This window comes from Halomonas sp. QHL1, assembly GCF_001882345.1.
Lineage (GTDB): Bacteria > Pseudomonadota > Gammaproteobacteria > Pseudomonadales > Halomonadaceae > Vreelandella.
This window is the reverse complement of the sequence record NZ_MINL01000001.1, coordinates 643,605-660,460: the sequence shown is the minus strand read 5'-3', so window position 1 is coordinate 660,460 and position 16,856 is coordinate 643,605. Positions and strand designations below refer to the sequence as shown.

The following is a 16,856-nucleotide window of genomic DNA, read 5'->3' as shown; positions in this document are numbered from 1 at the left end:
TTTCCCCCACCACTGGGAGCTGCATGAAATCTCTTCGTCACTCACTCGTTACTCGTATTGTGGCGTACTTTCTGGCGATCAGCGGTATGTCCATCATCAGCATCAGCTTAACTATGGTGATCGCTCATAGCAGTAAAGGTGATGCGGCAGCCATTAATTTGGCAGGCTCATTAAGGCTTACAAGCGCTCAGATTATTGAATTGATGCAAGATAGGGCTGAGACGGAAAACACTAACAATATAAATCAATTGATAGAGAATTTGACGACTCGTCTTGACAGCCCGACGCTATATGAAGGCCCACTATTCTCCCGTAACGAAGTTATTTTAGAGCAGCTAGATGAGCTTCAGCAGCAGTGGCAGCACACTCTTATGCCCGCACTTGAGCAAGTCTCGACCCCTAATACAGTTGACACTACACAAGCCAAAGCTGCTCTTAATCGCTTTATCGTCGACACTGATTACTTCGTTACGCTGCTGGAGAGCAGCTCCGAAGCAAAAGTACGCCTGATCAGTATCATTCAAGTACTTTTTTTAGTCCTGATCGGCCTCTTGCTGCTAATGGCCCTTTACGATGTACGCCATAATTTGGTCACGCCGCTACGTCAGTTAATGGTACTCAGCAGTGAAGCAGGAAAGCGCAATTTTCACCACCGTTCAAACTTTCGCAGCCACGATGAGTTAGGCCAACTAGGGCGAACGTTTGACCGGATGGCTAGCGAACTCAACACTAGCTACCGTGAGCTGGAGGCGCGAGTCATCTTTAAACAATCGGAACTGGAGCGCCACAATCAGGCACTTCAGATCATTCATAATGGAAGCCGCACGCTTTATGGTGGAGGCAACGATTTGTGTGCCAGCGCTGCCCCTATGCTTCGTGAGCTGGAAGATCTACTAGAGATAGGCCCCATCGTGCTGGCGCTGCGCAGTGAGCACGATGCCAACGACATGGAAATTCTCGCCACTCACTCCTCTGAACGCCCGCTTTACTGTCGTGATTTAGCCTGTTTTGCCTGCTTGGAAGATCCTATAAAAGCATCGAATCTGGAGTTTGATACTGAGGCACTAGCCCTTCCTGTCGCTGTCGGTAATCTAATCCTTGGTTACCTGACGGTCGGGTATCAGATAGCGCCTAGTGCTACAACGCGACAATTACTAAATACACTAACCGACCATCTGGCGACCGCTATCTATCTACAGCAGCGGATTGAAGAGCAGCAGCAACTTTCGTTGATTAAAGAGCGCACAATCATCGCCCGGGAACTTCACGACTCCCTGGCCCAGTCACTGTCTTATCTCAAAATGCAGGTCGCCAGACTAGAACGGATGCAGGCTAAGCAATTCCCCGCTGAACAGCAGAGCGGAGTAATGAGTGACTTACGTGAAGGATTGAATAGCGCTTACCGACAGCTACGTGAGCTATTGAGCACTTTCCGGTTAGCGTTAGATAAGCCCGGACTTCAGCCAGCTTTACAGCAAACCGTTGATGAATTTAGCCAAAGACTGGGATTCTCTGTCGAATGGACTTACCAGTTACCACCCCACTTGCTCAGTGCCAACGAAGAGGTGCACCTGTTACAAATCACCAGGGAAGCATTAGCCAATACGCTTAAACATGCACACGCCGGATGGGCAAAGGTAAGCTTGACGTTTAGCAATGCAGCGATACATCTTGCGATAGAAGATGATGGTATTGGGCTTGAAGATGATCGCTCTCCTCCCATGCATTACGGTTTAATCATTATGCGAGATCGCGCCAAGAATATTGATGCCGAACTCATTTTTAAAAACCGCCCAAAAGGTGGCACTGGGATCTATCTCAGTTTTACTCCTAAAACTGAACGTCTTATCGAGGAAGGGAATAGATAAGCATGTCTAAAGCTAACCACGATCAAATAGCCACTATCATGGTCATTGACGATCACCCTCTGTTGCGCCGTGGGGTTCGACAACTTCTAGAGATTGAAGACGATCTGGATTTAATATTCGATACCGGCTCCCCGCAAGAGGGTATTGAAAAGGCCGTTGAGCTAGAGCCCGACATGCTGCTACTTGACCTTAACATGCCAGTAATGAACGGACTCGAAACCCTCAAACAACTGCGCGATGGGGGATATTCTGGCCGAATCATTATGTATACAGTCTCTGACCAGGAGGACGATGTTGTCGATGCACTGCGCGGTGGTGCCGATGGCTACCTGCTCAAAGATATGGAGCCGGAAGATATGGTGCGCCAGCTCCGCCAGGCGGCCAAAGGGCGGATGGTTGTCAGCGAGAACCTAACTGCTCTGCTTGCTGAAGCGCTTCGTAGTCAACGTAACTCCCCGGCGACGCAATCAGTGGACGCGCTGACTCAGCGCGAAAAAGAGATTTTAGCAGAGCTCGCAGCTGGTATGTCGAACAAACTGATCGCACGCAAACTCGACATTACCGAAGGAACCGTAAAGGTACACGTTAAGCACTTACTAAAAAAATTACGTCTGCGCTCCCGAGTAGAGGCAGCCGTCTGGTCAGTTCAAGAAGGGCTTAACAGGTAGCAAGAAGTCGACTCTAAGTGGATACCCCTAAAAATTCTGGGGGTAAACAATTTGCTATACTACCTACCTATTTTCTTTAAAACCATTTTATAAACAGTAACATAGCAATCATTTACCTATACCTCTCATTAGGTATAACCGAGCTTTTCTAGGTTTTTTCGCCCGTTTCCCCTATGTGCGCTTACGCGTATCTTTGCCTCAAAAGCGGCTAAACGCGCGCTTTTGCCTAGGGGGTAAAGATGGCCAGAAAAAATGTCGACATCGAAAATTGGGATGTTGAGAATAGCGAATTTTGGGAAAAGAGTGGTAAGCGAATAGCTAACCGCAATTTATGGATTTCCATACCTAGTCTGCTGGTCGGTTTTGCCGTTTGGATGATGTGGGGGATGATCGCTACCCAGATGCAGAACCTGGGCTTTCCCTTCTCTACTGACCAACTTTTCACGCTAACGGCCACGGCTGGCTTGGCCGGTGCAACCCTTCGCATTCCCGCCGCTTTTATGTTGCGCTTAGCTGGCGGGCGTAACACTATTTTTCTTACCACCGCCTTATTAATGTTGCCCTCTGGCGGTACCGGATGGGCACTCACGAATCCCAATACGCCATTTTGGGTCTTCCAAGCTCTAGCACTGCTATCCGGCATCGGTGGAGGCAATTTCGCTTGTTCAATGAGCAACATTTCCAGCTTCTTTCCAAAGCACCAGCAGGGTTATGCATTGGGCATGAATGCTGGCTTAGGCAATTTTGGTGTCACTACAATGCAAATTGTAGTGCCGCTGGTGATGTCCGTTGGCCTATTTGGTGCTCTTGCAGGTGGGCCGATGGAGCTACAGAGCGCAAGCGGCACACTCATTGGCCGCATAGAAGCGGGTACTGAAACGTGGATACAGAACGCCGGTTTTGTGTGGCTATTGCTGTTAATTCCTTTGGCATTTATTGGCTGGTTTGGAATGAACAACCTACGTCCGATTAGCCCCAATCCCGGCACCCCCCTCCAGGCATTCGGCAAAATTCTTGGCCTCTATGGGGTGGGCATCTTGGCCACCATCATTGGATTAGTGGCACTTACTTGGCTCTCTATGTGGTTGGCGCTATCACTCACTGTTCTGCTCACGCTCACCTTACTCCGGCTACTCCCTGGTGAAGAGATTAAACCGAATATACAGAAGCAATTTACGATTTTTCGCGATAAGCATACTTGGTCAATGACGCTGCTCTATATTCTTACCTTTGGCTCGTTCATTGGGTTTTCGGCAGCGCTTCCCCTCTCGATTACCGTTATTTTTGGCAACATGATGGATATCGCGGCTGACGGTAGCATTACGCGGGTCACCAACGCTGATGCCCCTAGTGCGCTTACCTGGTCATGGATTGGCCCTTTTGTCGGTGCTCTAGTTCGGCCTATCGGTGGTTGGATCGCGGACAAATTCGGCGGATCAAAAGTGACTCAAGTTATTACGGTGGTGATGGTCTTCGCGTCGGTCTCGGCTGGCTACGTGATGATGCTTGCCTACAACGCCACCGAACCCAACCAGTATTTCTGGCTATTTATGCTGTTGTTTATAGTGCTGTTTACCGCCAGCGGTATTGGTAACGGCTCCACCTTCCGCAGCATTGGTTTTATCTTCGATGCGCAGAAAAAAGGCCCCGTATTAGGTTGGACGGCCGCCATCGCTGGGTATGGCTCCTTTGTCGCCCCCGTGATGATCGGTGACCAAATTAATGCAGGCACTCCGGAAATAGCTATGTACGGCTTTGCCGCTTTCTATGTGATTTGCCTGGTGATCAACTGGTGGTTCTACCTGCGCAAAAACGCCTCTATCAAAAATCCTTAATACGCTCTGCCAAAGAGGGTCACCATGGCTACTCAGCGCTTTAAACAGAATGCGGTATTAATTGCCAATACCTTTGCCTTCACCATGTGTTTTATGGTGTGGACCATGTTCGGTGAAATTGGCGTTCCTATTGCCGAAGAACTAGGCCTTAACGGTACGCAATTTGGGATTCTCACCGCGACGCCTATTCTTACCGGCGCCATAGCGCGGCTGCCACTTGGTGCCATGACCGACCGCTTTGGCGGGCGCCCCGTTTTCTTTATCGTTTTGCTAGTAATTGTTCCTGCTATATGGATGGTGCAGTTCGCGACCGCTTATTGGCAACTTCTGGTACTGGGGGCGTTTGTGGGTCTCTCCGGTGGGGCCTTTTCTGTTGGTATTACCTACACAGCGAAGTGGTTTGAGAAGGATCGCCAGGGCTTGGCTATGGGTATCTTCGGTGCGGGTAATGCTGGTGCGGCAGTGACTAAATTCATCGCCCCAACAGTGATCGTCATGCTTGGCTGGCAGGCAGTCCCCAATATTTACGCCGCTATCATGCTCGCCACCGCCGTTCTCTTCTGGTTCTTTACCTTTAGCGACCCTACTCATCGCAATGCCAAAAAAGTCTCGCTGCGCGATCAACTCAAGGTACTCAATGACCCTAAGGTTTGGAAATACTGCCAATACTACTCGGTGGTATTTGGTGGTTACGTCGGCGTCTCGCTGTGGCTAACCCGCTATTACATGAATGAGTACGGATTTGGCATTCAAGTTGCCGCCTTGATTGCGACGATTTTTGTGCTGCCCTCCGGTGTCATTCGTGCATTCGGCGGCTGGCTCTCTGACCGGTTTGGTGCTCATACGGTGACATGGACCTGCCTTTGGGCAAGTTTGATTGCACTCTTCATTATGTCCTACCCCGAAACCTACTATAGCGTGCAAGCAACTGGCGGCGGTGAACGGGTTGAATTTGGCTTTGGGGTCCCCGTATGGCTATTTACCAGCGCACTGTTTGTGGTGGGCATTGCCTGGGGGATTGGCAAGGCCTCGGTCTTCAAGTACCTCGCTAACGACTACCATGAAAACCTTGGGCTGGTATCCGGTATCGTAGGGTTGGCAGGTGGTGTAGGGGGCTTTCTACTACCTATCATGTTTGGTGTATTGGTCGACCTGACAGGCGTTGCTACTACGGTATGGATGCTCTGCTTTGGGGTCACCCTGGTATCGATTATTTGGATGTGGTGGACGGAGCGTAGTAGCTACGCAACTCTTAATAACCAAATTTATACTGACAAATCAACATCATCTAAAAGAACTGCCAATGCAGATCATCTATGAAATCAGCCTTTACTTATTAGAGTATGTCGACAGTGCTAACGCTTGCCAATGACGCAAAGTATGGCGGTTGGGCCAAATTTGAACCGTCACTCTTAAGCGGAATCTTTGCTTCTTGTAACATGACTTCAGGAGTCCCCATGGCCATTGCCAGCTTTAATGACCTTCTCAACGAGGCGCGTCAACAGCCCGATTCACAGCGACTGCTGTTTGTCTTTACTCGTGCCGAATTACCAGACCACCCCAGTGTGGAACAGCGACTACACTTCAAGGAGGGAAAAGGCGGAGTGCTCATCCCGATGCTGTGTGTCGACAAGGCACTGGAAGGGCTCAGCAACATGAAAGATTTACGAGAGGAATCAAAAGCTACCGGCGTTGAGTGGAATATTGTGTTCGTTGCAGCCATGACCGATCAAGGGTTCGAACTCGCCGAACGACCGTTGGATCGCATGGTAGAAGCGATCAATGTGGGAAATATTGATTCGTATCTCGCCTTCGATCAAGACGGTGAAATAGTCAGTTTTCAATAACAATAAATAAATAGTGAATTTAACAACCTCACCCCCGCCAAGTGACCGAACTGATGAAGTGCTGAAGATCATCAATACCTAGTTGCCAAACCTTTTCATCGAAACACTCCAGAAAGGTTTCGCCCTGGCTGTAAAGCCCTCGCATAAGGCTACTTGCATCAAGGAAAGTTTAAATGATCAAGGTGCAGCTTTTCCGTTACCACCCTGAACTCGATGAAAAACCGAGGATGGAAGCACGCGAAGTGGATGAGCGCCTCCTTAAGGGCATGGTCCTCGACGTGCTAGAGCATCTAAAGCAGCAGGATTCTAACCTGACTTATCGGCGTTCCTGTCGAGAAGGGGTATGCGGCTCCGATGGTATGAACATCAATGGCAAAAACAGATTAGCCTGTATCACATCCGTTGAGGAGGTGATGGGCAACTCGGATACTCTGACCCTGCGGCCGCTACCAGGCATGCCAGTGATCCGCGACCTGGTGGTAGATCAACGTCTTTTCTTTCGGCAGTTCGAGAAGATTCGCCCCTGGCTAATCAACAACGAGCCTCCCTCAGCAACCGAACATCGGCAAAGCCCTGAAGACCGCGAAAAGCTTGATGGTCTCTACGAGTGCATTCTCTGTGCCTGCTGTAGCTCTGCCTGCCCCTCTTGGTGGTGGAACCCGGATAAATTCATCGGCCCGGCCGGTCTCATACAAGCATACCGTTTCCTGATAGACAGCCGCGATACCGCCACCGAGGAGCGACTGGCCGAACTCGACGATCCTTTCAGCGTTTTTCGCTGCCGCCAGATAGGTAACTGCACCTGGGTATGCCCGAAAGGACTCAACCCTATGCGCGCGATTGGCCATATCAAGGCAATGCTGTTATCGCGTGGGAGCTGAGTATTATTTAACAACCTGCATTTATGAGAAGCGACATGGCCTTTCGACAGGTAAAAGATCTACTCACTTGGATTTACGATTTTCACAATCAGCTGTCAGAGCAGTATACAACTTTGGCAAACCAGCATTCGGACGAGCGTATGCAAATGGCACTCGTATTCTTAGCTGATCGCGAGCGGCGAATGCGCGACGCCATGGCAAGCTATCTTGAGGATGCAGATCAGGGGTTACTCACCACATGGTTAATCGACCATCAGAATTTCGGTCATCCAAGCGTGTTGGAGCGTGTCCCCCTATGCGCAGGTTGTCATGATTTGCATGATATCCTGGCCAACGCCATGACGGCCCACCAGCTTCTTAAGGACATGTACCTACTACGCGCCGAGCTGGCTGATATGCCAGAGGAAGCCGAGCTCTTTCAGCAGTTAGCGGCAAATCAGGATGCAGAAGCGCGCCTACAGAGCCGAGACATTGCCCGGCTTGAGATCTACTGATCAACAATTGAATATCCGGGACTTAACAATCTCTTATACGGTAACGCTTTTCACTAGCTAATTATTTTTAATAATATCTTGTGAGAGAAGACCCCAAATTAGCATGCCCTAGAAACAAGCGGTAAGTGACATATTTTGGTATCTAAATAACTGTATCAATAAGTTCGTGGTTGAACACAAACTGTGGCTCTTGTATTAGCAAGCGCCATAATTCGGGTAACTCGTGACGGTCGCTTTAGCGTAACGCTCAGCATCAGCCTGCGCGCGGTGAGGTATCGCATAATAGAACCATCTGAACCGCAGTTCCCTTATTCTTATATGGAGTGGTTTTTCGGTTTCTGGTGAGGGCTGCGGTGCGGTGAGAAAGGCGAACTATTGTTTCCAGCTGCGCCTTCTTGTTTCTGACGCGTGCTACCTATTGGTCACCTGGAACTTTGCCGAACAAAAAACGGCCACTGTAGCAATAAGCTAAGTGACCGTTTTGTATGTCTTTTTGGTCGGAGCGACAGGATTCGAACCTGCGACCTTTGCAACCCCATCCTGCTCGCGCTCCCTTAGGCGCAATAGCTCCACCACCTCGCTTCAATCATAAGATATTGATCTTATAAAGTTTTTGAAAGCCTCATCATTTTAGAGATATGTTTAACACGGACTCCGAAGACAGCATTTTCTAATCCAGAAATGAAATGCAGCCGTATTTGGGATTTGCACTGGATGAGTAATTCAGTCACCTCTCTTGCCTGTCTCAGAAGTCCAGTTGAATTAATATCTTCCGAGGCGCCGCCAAATGACAGACTTTACCCTTAAACGCAAAATAACTGAATCAGCTATCAAGCATGCTCGGAGCAAGGGAATAAGAACCATCTATGACACTGAAATCAGCGGTTTTATCTGCACCGTTTATAAGCATGAATCTATTACATTCTCTTTCCGTTACCGCTCTAAACTGACATCAAAACGTCCAGTAGTTAAAATTGGTCGTTATCCGGCAGTGTCTGCTGATGAGGCTAGGGAGATCGCAAAAAATATGGCGCTAGGCCTGGCCCAGGGAATAGAGCCTCGGCTCGAAAAAGATGCTGCCATAAAAGCTCAAAAACTTGTCGAAGAACAACAACGCCTAGAAGATGCCACGATTATTGAAGTCTTCCTTGGTAAGGTCTATCGACCCCATAAAGAGCGAATGAAACGAGGAAAGGAAGACCTTGAAAGACTAGATCGTCACTTCAAGCCCTGGTATCGGAAACGAATGCCTGAACTTTGTAAAGCAGATGTAACAAGGTGGCACCATGAACTTGAAAAAACGGGTCTGGCATACCTCACCATAAAGCGATCCTATGACGTTCTTCAAAACATGCTCAATATAGCTGCTGAGGAAAAATATATTGTTGAGAACCCGATCAAGGCCGTGAGACTGAAGAGGCCAGTTGCTGGGGATGATCATGGAATTGACACCATTCGCTCCCGACGTGCCTTAACAGATAGCGAGGTAGACGGTTTATTTCATGGCCTTGCCGCCTATACCAAAGACAGAAAAGATATGCGGCGAAGATCGCGGACGAAAAAATCCAACCGTCACCTTCCCGACTGGGATCAAGTAACGTATGTCGACTATGTGGTTCCGGCTATTCTCGTCATCTACCATGCAGGATTTCGTCCGGGCGATATCTACGGCTTACGCTGGGAAAATGTTAATTTCGAAACGAAAATGATCACAAAGGTCATAGAGAAAACAGCGCATCACAGCATACGTCCAACCAGTTTTCCTATCTCGGAACCGCTATTGGAGGTCTTACAGGTCTGGTGGGAGGAAAACGGACGACCGCAAACTGGTTACGTTTTTCCATCGCCTAAAACTGGCCGACGCTTGTCCGCTGGTGCGCTAGGCCGACATCCTTGGCCAACCATTAAAAAATGGGGAGGGTTAGATGAAAATCTTGATCTATACACGCTACGACACAATTTTGCTTCTCAGCTCATTATGTCGGGGGCCGATTTAATGACTGTCATGAAGCTAATGGGGCACCGAGACATCGCAACAACGATAGAGCATTATGGTCACTTAACGGCAGATCACATCCGCAACGCCCTAGACGCTTTGAATCGACCTGGAAAAGAAAGACCAGTATTCAAGTAGTCCTGAAACCACAGCCACCTCTGCTCTAGTGCTACCGAGAGCAGAGGCTCAATTATTTATTTTTTGTAGAAGATTTGCAGCATATCGCCCTCCAGCGGTGCGTCCCATCCTTCAACATAATCAATCTCACCTTTCATACAACCAAATAGCTGTTTCACATCACTTTCATCATTATAAGGCACAAGCTGAACATAGGAATTCTCATTCAAAGTAATGATGACCTCCTCGCCTGAAAGTGCCTTGCCAATGAGTGAGTAAAGTTGTTTTTGTGCGGCGTGAATAGACACTTTCATATTCCTTAACCACCTAGTTTGCAGTAGCTCATACACAGTGTGGTAGAACCACTCTCTGAGTGCTAGCAGCACTCGAAGAAATCTTACTCAACCAGCCGGCTGCGTTTATGGATTGGCTCCAGAAGCCGGACAATGCTTCCGACAGTGGCCGAAAATAATGTCAGGCCACTCAATGCAAGTCACGAAGTTGATGCAGAACCGAGTCGTTGCATGGTAAAAATTTAGTTACCACACGAATAAACTTCTCTATAGCCTTATCCTCAATGCGCTTGAGAAACAAATGTTGTAGCTTACCTGATCAATCGAACGTAAGAGCGAGAAAAACATGGTGGAAGTCGGAGCGCTAGTCAGCAGCATCAAGGCAACCGTTGAATTAGCTAAAAGCGCAAAAGATGTCAATGATCAAGCCAAGCTAAACGCTGCCGTAAGCGATATTATGGAAAAGTTAGTAGCTATGCAGTCCGAGCTGTTCGCAAAACAGCAGGAAAACCATACATTGTTCGAAGAGGTTAAGCAGCTCAAAGAGAAGATAGAGAAAGATAAACGCTTTGATCAGTATCAGCTTGAGAAGACGGCTTTGGGTGGCTACGTTTTAACTCTTTGCGACAGTAACTCTTCAGAGAACCATCCCAAGCATTCCATATGTCCTTCTTGCCGCGAGGACGGCAGGTTATCAATACTTGAAGAAGGGACATACAGTTTTAATTGCCAAGTCTGCAAATATACCGCAAAAATTAGGCAGGTTCCTCCAATCAGGGTCAGTTACCCACGCTGAATTTTTCCATAGAAAAAGCCAGCTGCTTGGCTGGCTTCTTTCGGCATCCAAACTGGATCAAAAATGGATTACCGAGTCATATTGCGCTGCACTAAGGCTTGCTAGCATACCGCAACTCTTTGAATTCTTGGTCGGAGCGACAGGATTCGAACCTGCGACCTTTGCAACCCCATTGCAACGCGCTACCAAGCTGCGCCACGCTCCGCTGTCTTTATTGGCCGCTACATCTTTGCCTCAAGACGGTGCGTATACTAGCGTTTTCTTGCCTAAATGAAAAGCCTTTATAGCGCTTTCTTTTCAAGTATTTGTCACACACCGCTATAGATTTCAGCACCCTTCAGGGCTTGCGTTGATCAGCCTCAAGCAGCAGATAGGCCATAGCGTCATAGACACCGGGGGCAGTGACTAATAAATGATCCGGGTAGATATCTTCCGGCACCGCTGAAGGCACTGGGTATAGGTGCCCTACTCGTGCGCCAGCTTCGCGCGCAATGACCCAGCCTGCAACGAAATCCCAGGGCGAGACACTTTCGTAATACGCATCTAAGCGACCGCAGGCTACATCGCATAAATCTAGCGCTGCTGCACCATTACGACGTACGTCTTGGCACTCCAGCAGCACGACCTCTAACCGCTTCAAAAGATGCTTACGCTCCTCTTTACGATAGGGAAACCCCGTACCCACCAAGGTGTGCGCCAGTGAATCTGCAATACTGGGCTGTATGGCTTTACCGTTGCAGAAAGCTCCTGTGCCTTCGGCTGCGCTAAAGGTTTCGCCTAAAAACGGCGCATGCACAACGCCCACCTTGGCAACACCCTCTTCCATCCAGCCAATGGAGACCGCTACGTGGCGAAGCCCTTGGGCAAAATTAACCGTGCCATCAATAGGGTCCACCACCCAAAGCTTCGGCGCTGTTTCATGCAAAGCGCTCTCTGGGGCAAGCTCTTCACTCAGTCGCGCTTCACCCGGAAAGTGCTCCTCCAGACGCTGACTAATAAGCTTGTCCACGGCCACATCCACATCGGTGACCAGCTCATTGTTTTTTTTTAAGCGCTGGGCAAAGTCTTGCTGCTCCCGCGCCTTGATGATCATTTGGCCAGCTTCTTCGGCGATAGCAATCGTAATTTCAAGACGTGAGGCTAGTGTGTGGTCGCTCATTGAATCTCCCTTTAGAACGCGATGAGGCTTTGAGTCTCTACCATAAGCCGCCGAGGTGTAATTTTCGAGTCAAACCGATTTCCGGTGGCAGGGTTAGCGCAATACGTCCACCAGTACATCCACCACGATGCGCGTGGCGGCTTCAATTAACACCACATCGGCGCCAACACGCTCCCACTCATAGCCTGGGTAATTCGGTAATCGAGAGGCCAGTTGGCCGTCAAAACGCTTGGCGATACCCGGCGGCAACGGCTTGCCTCTTTCAAGGTTACGTTGAATACCTGGTGGTAACGGCTCAGCTCGCGGCGCGTCATGTTGGCGCAATAGCTGACGTAGTTCACGCTCATTAATACGCGGCAGATCAACCCGCCCATCACGGGAGTGGCTAAGCCGGTTAGATTCATGCTGCTGGCCCTTATCACGGGCGCCGTGGGCCGGGGCATGGTCAGGCTGGGCAAAGACAGCACTATTGAAAAGCAGCGCGCCTAGGGCACTCATGGCAATCAGTTTGATGGGATTCACTGTAAGCTCCTTGCTTTAGGTCAGAGCTCACAGTGTAAAGAACAAATGCGTAGGGATTGAGGAAGTTAGAAGTTAGATGGCTCCCCACGGCAGCTGCCAGGCAAGTATTTTTCATTGATACCGTTTTGTTCTGCCGACATACACGACCACTTTATGGCACCACTGTCAGAAATCAGCTCAACACGTAAACGTTTTCCACGAATAGCCGAAGAGACCGGCGCTTCATTGCGCATCTCCATGCCAATCGCCACGTTATCATCGCGATAGAAGTAGTCGACCGACTGTATATAACGGGTTTGGCGAACCAGCTCTTCCATTCCACGTTCGTTACCTGTTCCAAAATCACCCGAGAATGCATAACGTTCAGCCAACTCTGTTTTAACGCCACTGAGCACATTTAAAGCCTCTGACACCTGAGCCCGCGCGGTGTAGTTTTGGTATTGGGGTACAGCAATGGAAGCCAGCACGCCGATGATTGCTACAACAATCATTAGCTCTATTAAGGTAAAGCCGTATTGGGGCTTTGACATCTTTCTACTCCATACAGAACTTAATAAAAAGGGGCCAGATAGGCCCCTATATTAGAAACATAGATTATAACTTAACCAGCGCTTTCAGGATCGACTTCAGCGCGGCAACCAGCAGGCAGCCAGTTTTCTTGAGCATTTTCGCTATCTTCATCCCAAGAACACGTCCAGCCATTACCAGGATTTTTATCCTCACCAACAGTAACGGGTTCAATCACCATTACCGCACCATTTAGAGCACTATCACCACTATCTTTGAAAGTCACCTGCAGTTCTTGAGATGTATAAGCAACTGATTGAACATAACGACCAGTTATATCCAGATTATCATCACTCGCATCCGAACTCAGTTGTGCAGCAGCAGTAGGCATCGCCCCCCTTAACGAATATTGCTCAGCAATATCAGCACGTAAGCCACCGGTAATAGTCAATGCTTCACTCGCCTGGGCACGGGCGGTGTAATTTTGGTACTGAGGTACGGCAAGGGAAGCCAATACTCCAATAATCGCGACGACGATCATCAGCTCAATCAGCGTAAAACCGCCTTGCTTGGTGGTACGAGAAATAGGTTGTGCAGCATTCTGCATGAAGGCATCTCCTGTGGGGAAAGGGCAAGCCTTTGTAAGGATTATGTACCCTTAAAAAGAATTAGCGATAACTGCGATTACACTAGCTTACGTGATCTTTTTTTACAACACACGCTATTAACGTTATCGGCTCATTTGAATGCTTCTTTAGCGGCCTGCTTAACCAGCCTTTTAATGCCTGTAAACGCTAGTTTATGGTACAAGTAACACGCCTTCTTCGATGTACAACAGGTTGTTTTGATGAGCCAGCCCCCTTTTGAGTCGACTTTAAGCCACGCCGCCGCCCGCGGCGGCCTGCGCGGCATTGCCCAGCGCTTGGTTAAGCACGGCTTGTTGACCGATGCCCAGGCAGCAACAGCGGAAACGACCGCATCGGACTTGGAAATATCGCTGCTTCAGCATGTTATCGAGAGCGGCCTGGTCGACCCTAATGAAGCCACACTGGCGGCTGGCTGGGAGTATGGACTACCGGTCATAGATTTGGAGGCGGTGCGGCTTACTACGCTGCCTCCTGCTGCTGACTATCCTGTCAAAGTGTTGCAGAGCCTTAACGTTTTGCCATTAGCGCGCCATGGTCATCGCCTCACGGTCGCTGTGCCTTACCCCGCCACTTTGACGCAATTGGATGAATTGCAGTTTGCGACCGGTCTTAGCATTGAAGGCATCCTCGCGCCCGTTGATCAAATCACTGTCGCCCTCAATAGCTACCTTGCGCAAAACGAGCGCGGCATGCTGGATGAGCTGGACGATATTGACGATGCAGTCAGCTCGCTGAGCATTGTCCAGAGTAGTGACGGTAACGAAGTACCGCTGGAAGAGTCTTCCCAAAATAACGAAGACGCTCCCATCGTTAAATTTGTGAACAAGATTCTGCTAGACGCGATCCGTCGGGGCGCGTCCGATATCCATTTTGAGCCTTACGAAACGCTTTATAGGGTGCGCTTTCGGGTTGATGGAATGCTTATTGAAGTGGCACGACCGCCCTTTGCTATGCGTAACCGTATCGCGGCCCGCCTAAAGATCATGGCCCGCCTGGATATCTCAGAGCGTCGCTTACCCCAGGACGGGGCGATAAAACTCAAGCTTTCCCGCACCCGCTCCCTAGATTTCCGGGTTAACTCGCTGCCTACCGTTTATGGCGAAAAGCTGGTGCTGCGGATTCTAGACCCTACCGCAGCGCAGTTGGGTATTGAACAGTTAGGCTTTACCGACGAGCAAGGGGCCATTATGAACACGCCTTAAAACAACCCCAAGGCATGATTCTGGTCACCGGCCCCACCGGCAGCGGTAAGACCGTTTCGCTGTATACCGGAATTAATATTCTTAATAAAGTTGAACGCAATATTTGCACCGCCGAAGACCCGGTTGAAATCAAAGTCGCCGGTATTAACCAGGTAAACGTACTGCCCAAGATCGGCCTCGATTTTGCCAGCGCGCTCAGGGCGTTTTTACGCCAAGACCCTGACGTGGTTATGGTGGGCGAGATTCGTGACCTTGAAACCGCCGAAATTGCGGTTAAAGCAGCTCAGACAGGTCACTTGGTACTTTCAACGGTGCATACCAACTCGGCTGCTGAAACATTGACTCGGCTGGCCAATATGGGGGTCTCCTCGTTTAACATCGCCAGCGCCGTTAGTTTGATTATTGCCCAGCGGCTAGCTCGCAAACTATGTACGCACTGTAAAGAGCCCATAGAAATCCCCCACGAAGCACTGCGCAAAGTAGGCTTTAGCAGCGAAGAGCTCCACCAGGCAACTATCTATAAACCCGTGGGTTGCAAGCGCTGCACCCACGGTTATAAAGGCCGAATCGGCATTTATGAGGTAGTGCCGATTACCGAAGCGATGCGCCAATTGATTATGCGCGATGCCAATGCCTTAGTTATTGATCAGCAGGTGCGTAAAGAGGGCTATCCAAGCCTTCACCGCAGTGGGCTATTAAAAGTCATGCAGGGTATTACCAGCCTGGAAGAGGTTAACCGAGTGAGTAAGGAGTAAGGCATGGCTAAAACGGCACGTCGACGCCAAACGCCCGCCATCAAACTAGCGCGCTGGAAATGGATCGGTAAAGGCCCCCAGGACAGACCACTAAGCGGTGAGATGATTGGCCGCAGTAAAGCCGAAGTTGCCGCTGAGCTGACTAAGCAAAACATTGTTATCCGCCGGATTAGTAAAAAGGGCAACCTGGGCGGCAGCGGCCGCATTAACCCCAACGATGTGATGGTCTTTGCGCGCCAAATGGCCACCATGATTCGAGCGGGCATTCCCTTGCTGCAGGCGCTCCAAGTGGTGGCAGAGAGCCTCAAAAAACCTGCCATGGTCGCTCTGGTCCAGCATATGATGAGCGATGTGTCGTCGGGCTCTAGTTTCTCTGATGCATTAAACCGTCACCCCAAGCACTTTGATCGCCTGTTTGTTAACCTGGTCAGCGCTGGGGAGCAGTCAGGTGCGCTGGATCAAATGCTTGATCGTATCGCGACTTATAAAGAGAAAGTGGAATCGCTGAAGGCACGAGTTAAGAAAGCGCTTTGGTACCCCACCGCCGTTATGACGATTGGCATTGCAGTGACCATGCTGCTGTTGATTAAAGTGGTGCCTGAATTCGAAAGCATGTTTCAAAGCTTTGGCGCTGAACTTCCTGCACTAACCCAGATGACGGTTAATTTATCTGAGCTTGCCCAGCGTTATTGGCTAGCGGCGCTTGGTGTAGTAATTGCCTCAGTGTTCCTACTCAAACTAAGCATCCAGCGCTCGCCTAAAATCGCCTACCGTATGCACGCTTTGCTACTTCGATTGCCGGTCATTGGCGATATTATGCACAAATCTGCTATCGCTCGTTTTTCACGCACCTTAGCGACCACTTTCGCCTCCGGCGTACCGCTCGTTGAAGGCTTAGACACTGCCGCTGGTGCCACAGGCAATAAAGTGTACGAACGCGCGGTGGTGCAAACACGCCAAGATGTATCCACCGGGCAGCAGCTACACTTCGCCATGCGGATGACTAACCGCTTCCCTCCCCTGGCGATCCAAATGGTCAGTATCGGTGAGGAGGCGGGGTCGCTTGATGCCATGCTTAATCGCGTTGCTGATTACTACGAAGAAGAAGTCGATAATAAAGTCGATGCCCTCACGTCACTGATGGAGCCGGTTATTATTGTGGTACTGGGCGTGCTGGTTGGCGGGGTGGTGGTCTCAATGTATCTGCCAATTTTTGATTTAGGCTCTGCTCTCTAAGAATCAAACTTTTCAAGAACACTAATTTAAACA

15 protein-coding genes, 1 tRNA gene and 1 pseudogene are annotated in these 16,856 nt (G+C 49.6%); 11 read left to right on the top strand and 6 right to left on the bottom strand.

The features are described from left to right. Positions 1-23 precede the first annotated feature (23 nt). From QHL1GM_RS02980 to QHL1GM_RS02945, 8 genes are all read left to right on the top strand, one after another. Entirely contained in the window at positions 24-1,868 is a 1,845-nt protein-coding gene (locus QHL1GM_RS02980) for a histidine kinase (protein ID WP_071693149.1), read from the top strand. Further along, the gene (gene narL, locus QHL1GM_RS02975; RefSeq protein WP_071693148.1) at positions 1,865-2,536 is read left to right on the top strand and encodes a two-component system response regulator NarL; all 672 of its coding nucleotides are present in this window, start codon (positions 1,865-1,867) and stop codon (positions 2,534-2,536) included. The genes QHL1GM_RS02980 and narL overlap by 4 nt, the downstream gene beginning before the upstream one ends. A 239-nt stretch (positions 2,537-2,775) precedes the next feature. Next, positions 2,776-4,371, top strand: a complete 1,596-nt coding sequence (locus QHL1GM_RS02970; protein WP_071693147.1) for an antiporter — start codon at positions 2,776-2,778, stop codon at positions 4,369-4,371. A 24-nt stretch (positions 4,372-4,395) separates the two neighbouring features. After that, the gene (locus QHL1GM_RS02965) at positions 4,396-5,691 is read left to right on the top strand and encodes a nitrate/nitrite transporter (protein WP_071693146.1); all 1,296 of its coding nucleotides are present in this window, start codon (positions 4,396-4,398) and stop codon (positions 5,689-5,691) included. Positions 5,692-5,828: 137 nt separating this feature from the next. Next, positions 5,829-6,218, top strand: coding sequence for a ribonucleotide reductase subunit alpha (locus tag QHL1GM_RS02960; protein ID WP_071693145.1), 390 nt, complete (start codon positions 5,829-5,831; stop codon positions 6,216-6,218). A gap of 176 nt (positions 6,219-6,394) precedes the next feature. Beyond that, entirely contained in the window at positions 6,395-7,099 is a 705-nt protein-coding gene (locus tag QHL1GM_RS02955) for a succinate dehydrogenase iron-sulfur subunit (RefSeq protein WP_302847892.1), read from the top strand. 146 nt (positions 7,100-7,245) lie between these two features. Then, positions 7,246-7,593: a 2-hydroxyacyl-CoA dehydratase gene (locus QHL1GM_RS02950; protein ID WP_139245595.1), complete on the top strand. Its 348-nt coding sequence runs from the start codon at positions 7,246-7,248 to the stop codon at positions 7,591-7,593. 787 nt (positions 7,594-8,380) lie between these two features. Continuing rightward, positions 8,381-9,727: an integrase family protein gene (locus QHL1GM_RS02945; protein WP_071693142.1), complete on the top strand. Its 1,347-nt coding sequence runs from the start codon at positions 8,381-8,383 to the stop codon at positions 9,725-9,727. A 56-nt stretch (positions 9,728-9,783) separates the two neighbouring features. On the opposite strand, the gene QHL1GM_RS02940 is transcribed toward QHL1GM_RS02945, so the two are convergent. Further along, positions 9,784-10,014 (bottom strand): type II toxin-antitoxin system Phd/YefM family antitoxin, encoded by a 231-nt coding sequence (locus QHL1GM_RS02940; RefSeq protein WP_139245594.1) that lies wholly within the window; start codon positions 10,012-10,014, stop codon positions 9,784-9,786. 331 nt (positions 10,015-10,345) lie between these two features. Here QHL1GM_RS02940 and QHL1GM_RS02935 point away from each other — a divergent pair, with 331 nt between their 5' ends. Then, positions 10,346-10,795, top strand: coding sequence for a hypothetical protein (locus QHL1GM_RS02935; protein ID WP_071693140.1), 450 nt, complete (start codon positions 10,346-10,348; stop codon positions 10,793-10,795). Positions 10,796-10,923: 128 nt separating this feature from the next. Here the strand turns inward: QHL1GM_RS02935 and QHL1GM_RS02930 are convergent. The 5 genes from QHL1GM_RS02930 to QHL1GM_RS02910 form a co-directional block, all read right to left on the bottom strand. Further along, a tRNA-Pro gene (locus QHL1GM_RS02930) sits at positions 10,924-11,000 on the bottom strand. A gap of 132 nt (positions 11,001-11,132) precedes the next feature. Further along, a complete protein-coding gene (locus tag QHL1GM_RS02925; RefSeq protein ID WP_071693139.1) occupies positions 11,133-11,954 on the bottom strand; it encodes an inositol monophosphatase family protein in 822 nt (273 codons plus the stop codon). Positions 11,955-12,047: 93 nt separating this feature from the next. After that, complete coding sequence (locus QHL1GM_RS02920) at positions 12,048-12,476, bottom strand: anti-virulence regulator CigR family protein (protein ID WP_071693138.1); 429 nt, start codon at positions 12,474-12,476, stop codon at positions 12,048-12,050. Positions 12,477-12,541: 65 nt separating this feature from the next. Next, a complete protein-coding gene (locus QHL1GM_RS02915) occupies positions 12,542-13,006 on the bottom strand; it encodes a pilin (RefSeq protein WP_071693137.1) in 465 nt (154 codons plus the stop codon). Between the two features lie 71 nt (positions 13,007-13,077). Further along, positions 13,078-13,590: a pilin gene (locus QHL1GM_RS02910; protein ID WP_083570963.1), complete on the bottom strand. Its 513-nt coding sequence runs from the start codon at positions 13,588-13,590 to the stop codon at positions 13,078-13,080. A gap of 240 nt (positions 13,591-13,830) precedes the next feature. Here QHL1GM_RS02910 and pilB point away from each other — a divergent pair. Continuing rightward, positions 13,831-15,587: pseudogene (pilB, locus tag QHL1GM_RS02905) on the top strand (type IV-A pilus assembly ATPase PilB). 3 nt (positions 15,588-15,590) lie between these two features. Continuing rightward, positions 15,591-16,823 (top strand): type II secretion system F family protein, encoded by a 1,233-nt coding sequence (locus QHL1GM_RS02900; RefSeq protein WP_071693136.1) that lies wholly within the window; start codon positions 15,591-15,593, stop codon positions 16,821-16,823. Positions 16,824-16,856: the final 33 nt, after the last annotated feature.

Coding starts and splice junctions, on each gene's coding strand:
- QHL1GM_RS02980 (WP_071693149.1), top strand. CDS start 24: ATGAAATCTCTTCGTCACTCACTCGTTACTCGTATTGTGGCGTACTTT.
- QHL1GM_RS02970 (WP_071693147.1), top strand. CDS start 2,776: ATGGCCAGAAAAAATGTCGACATCGAAAATTGGGATGTTGAGAATAGC.
- QHL1GM_RS02965 (WP_071693146.1), top strand. CDS start 4,396: ATGGCTACTCAGCGCTTTAAACAGAATGCGGTATTAATTGCCAATACC.
- QHL1GM_RS02960 (WP_071693145.1), top strand. CDS start 5,829: ATGGCCATTGCCAGCTTTAATGACCTTCTCAACGAGGCGCGTCAACAG.
- QHL1GM_RS02950 (WP_139245595.1), top strand. CDS start 7,246: ATGGCACTCGTATTCTTAGCTGATCGCGAGCGGCGAATGCGCGACGCC.
- QHL1GM_RS02945 (WP_071693142.1), top strand. CDS start 8,381: ATGACAGACTTTACCCTTAAACGCAAAATAACTGAATCAGCTATCAAG.
- QHL1GM_RS02935 (WP_071693140.1), top strand. CDS start 10,346: ATGGTGGAAGTCGGAGCGCTAGTCAGCAGCATCAAGGCAACCGTTGAA.
- QHL1GM_RS02925 (WP_071693139.1), bottom strand. CDS start 11,954: ATGAGCGACCACACACTAGCCTCACGTCTTGAAATTACGATTGCTATC.
- QHL1GM_RS02915 (WP_071693137.1), bottom strand. CDS start 13,006: ATGTCAAAGCCCCAATACGGCTTTACCTTAATAGAGCTAATGATTGTT.
- QHL1GM_RS02910 (WP_083570963.1), bottom strand. CDS start 13,590: ATGCAGAATGCTGCACAACCTATTTCTCGTACCACCAAGCAAGGCGGT.
- QHL1GM_RS02900 (WP_071693136.1), top strand. CDS start 15,591: ATGGCTAAAACGGCACGTCGACGCCAAACGCCCGCCATCAAACTAGCG.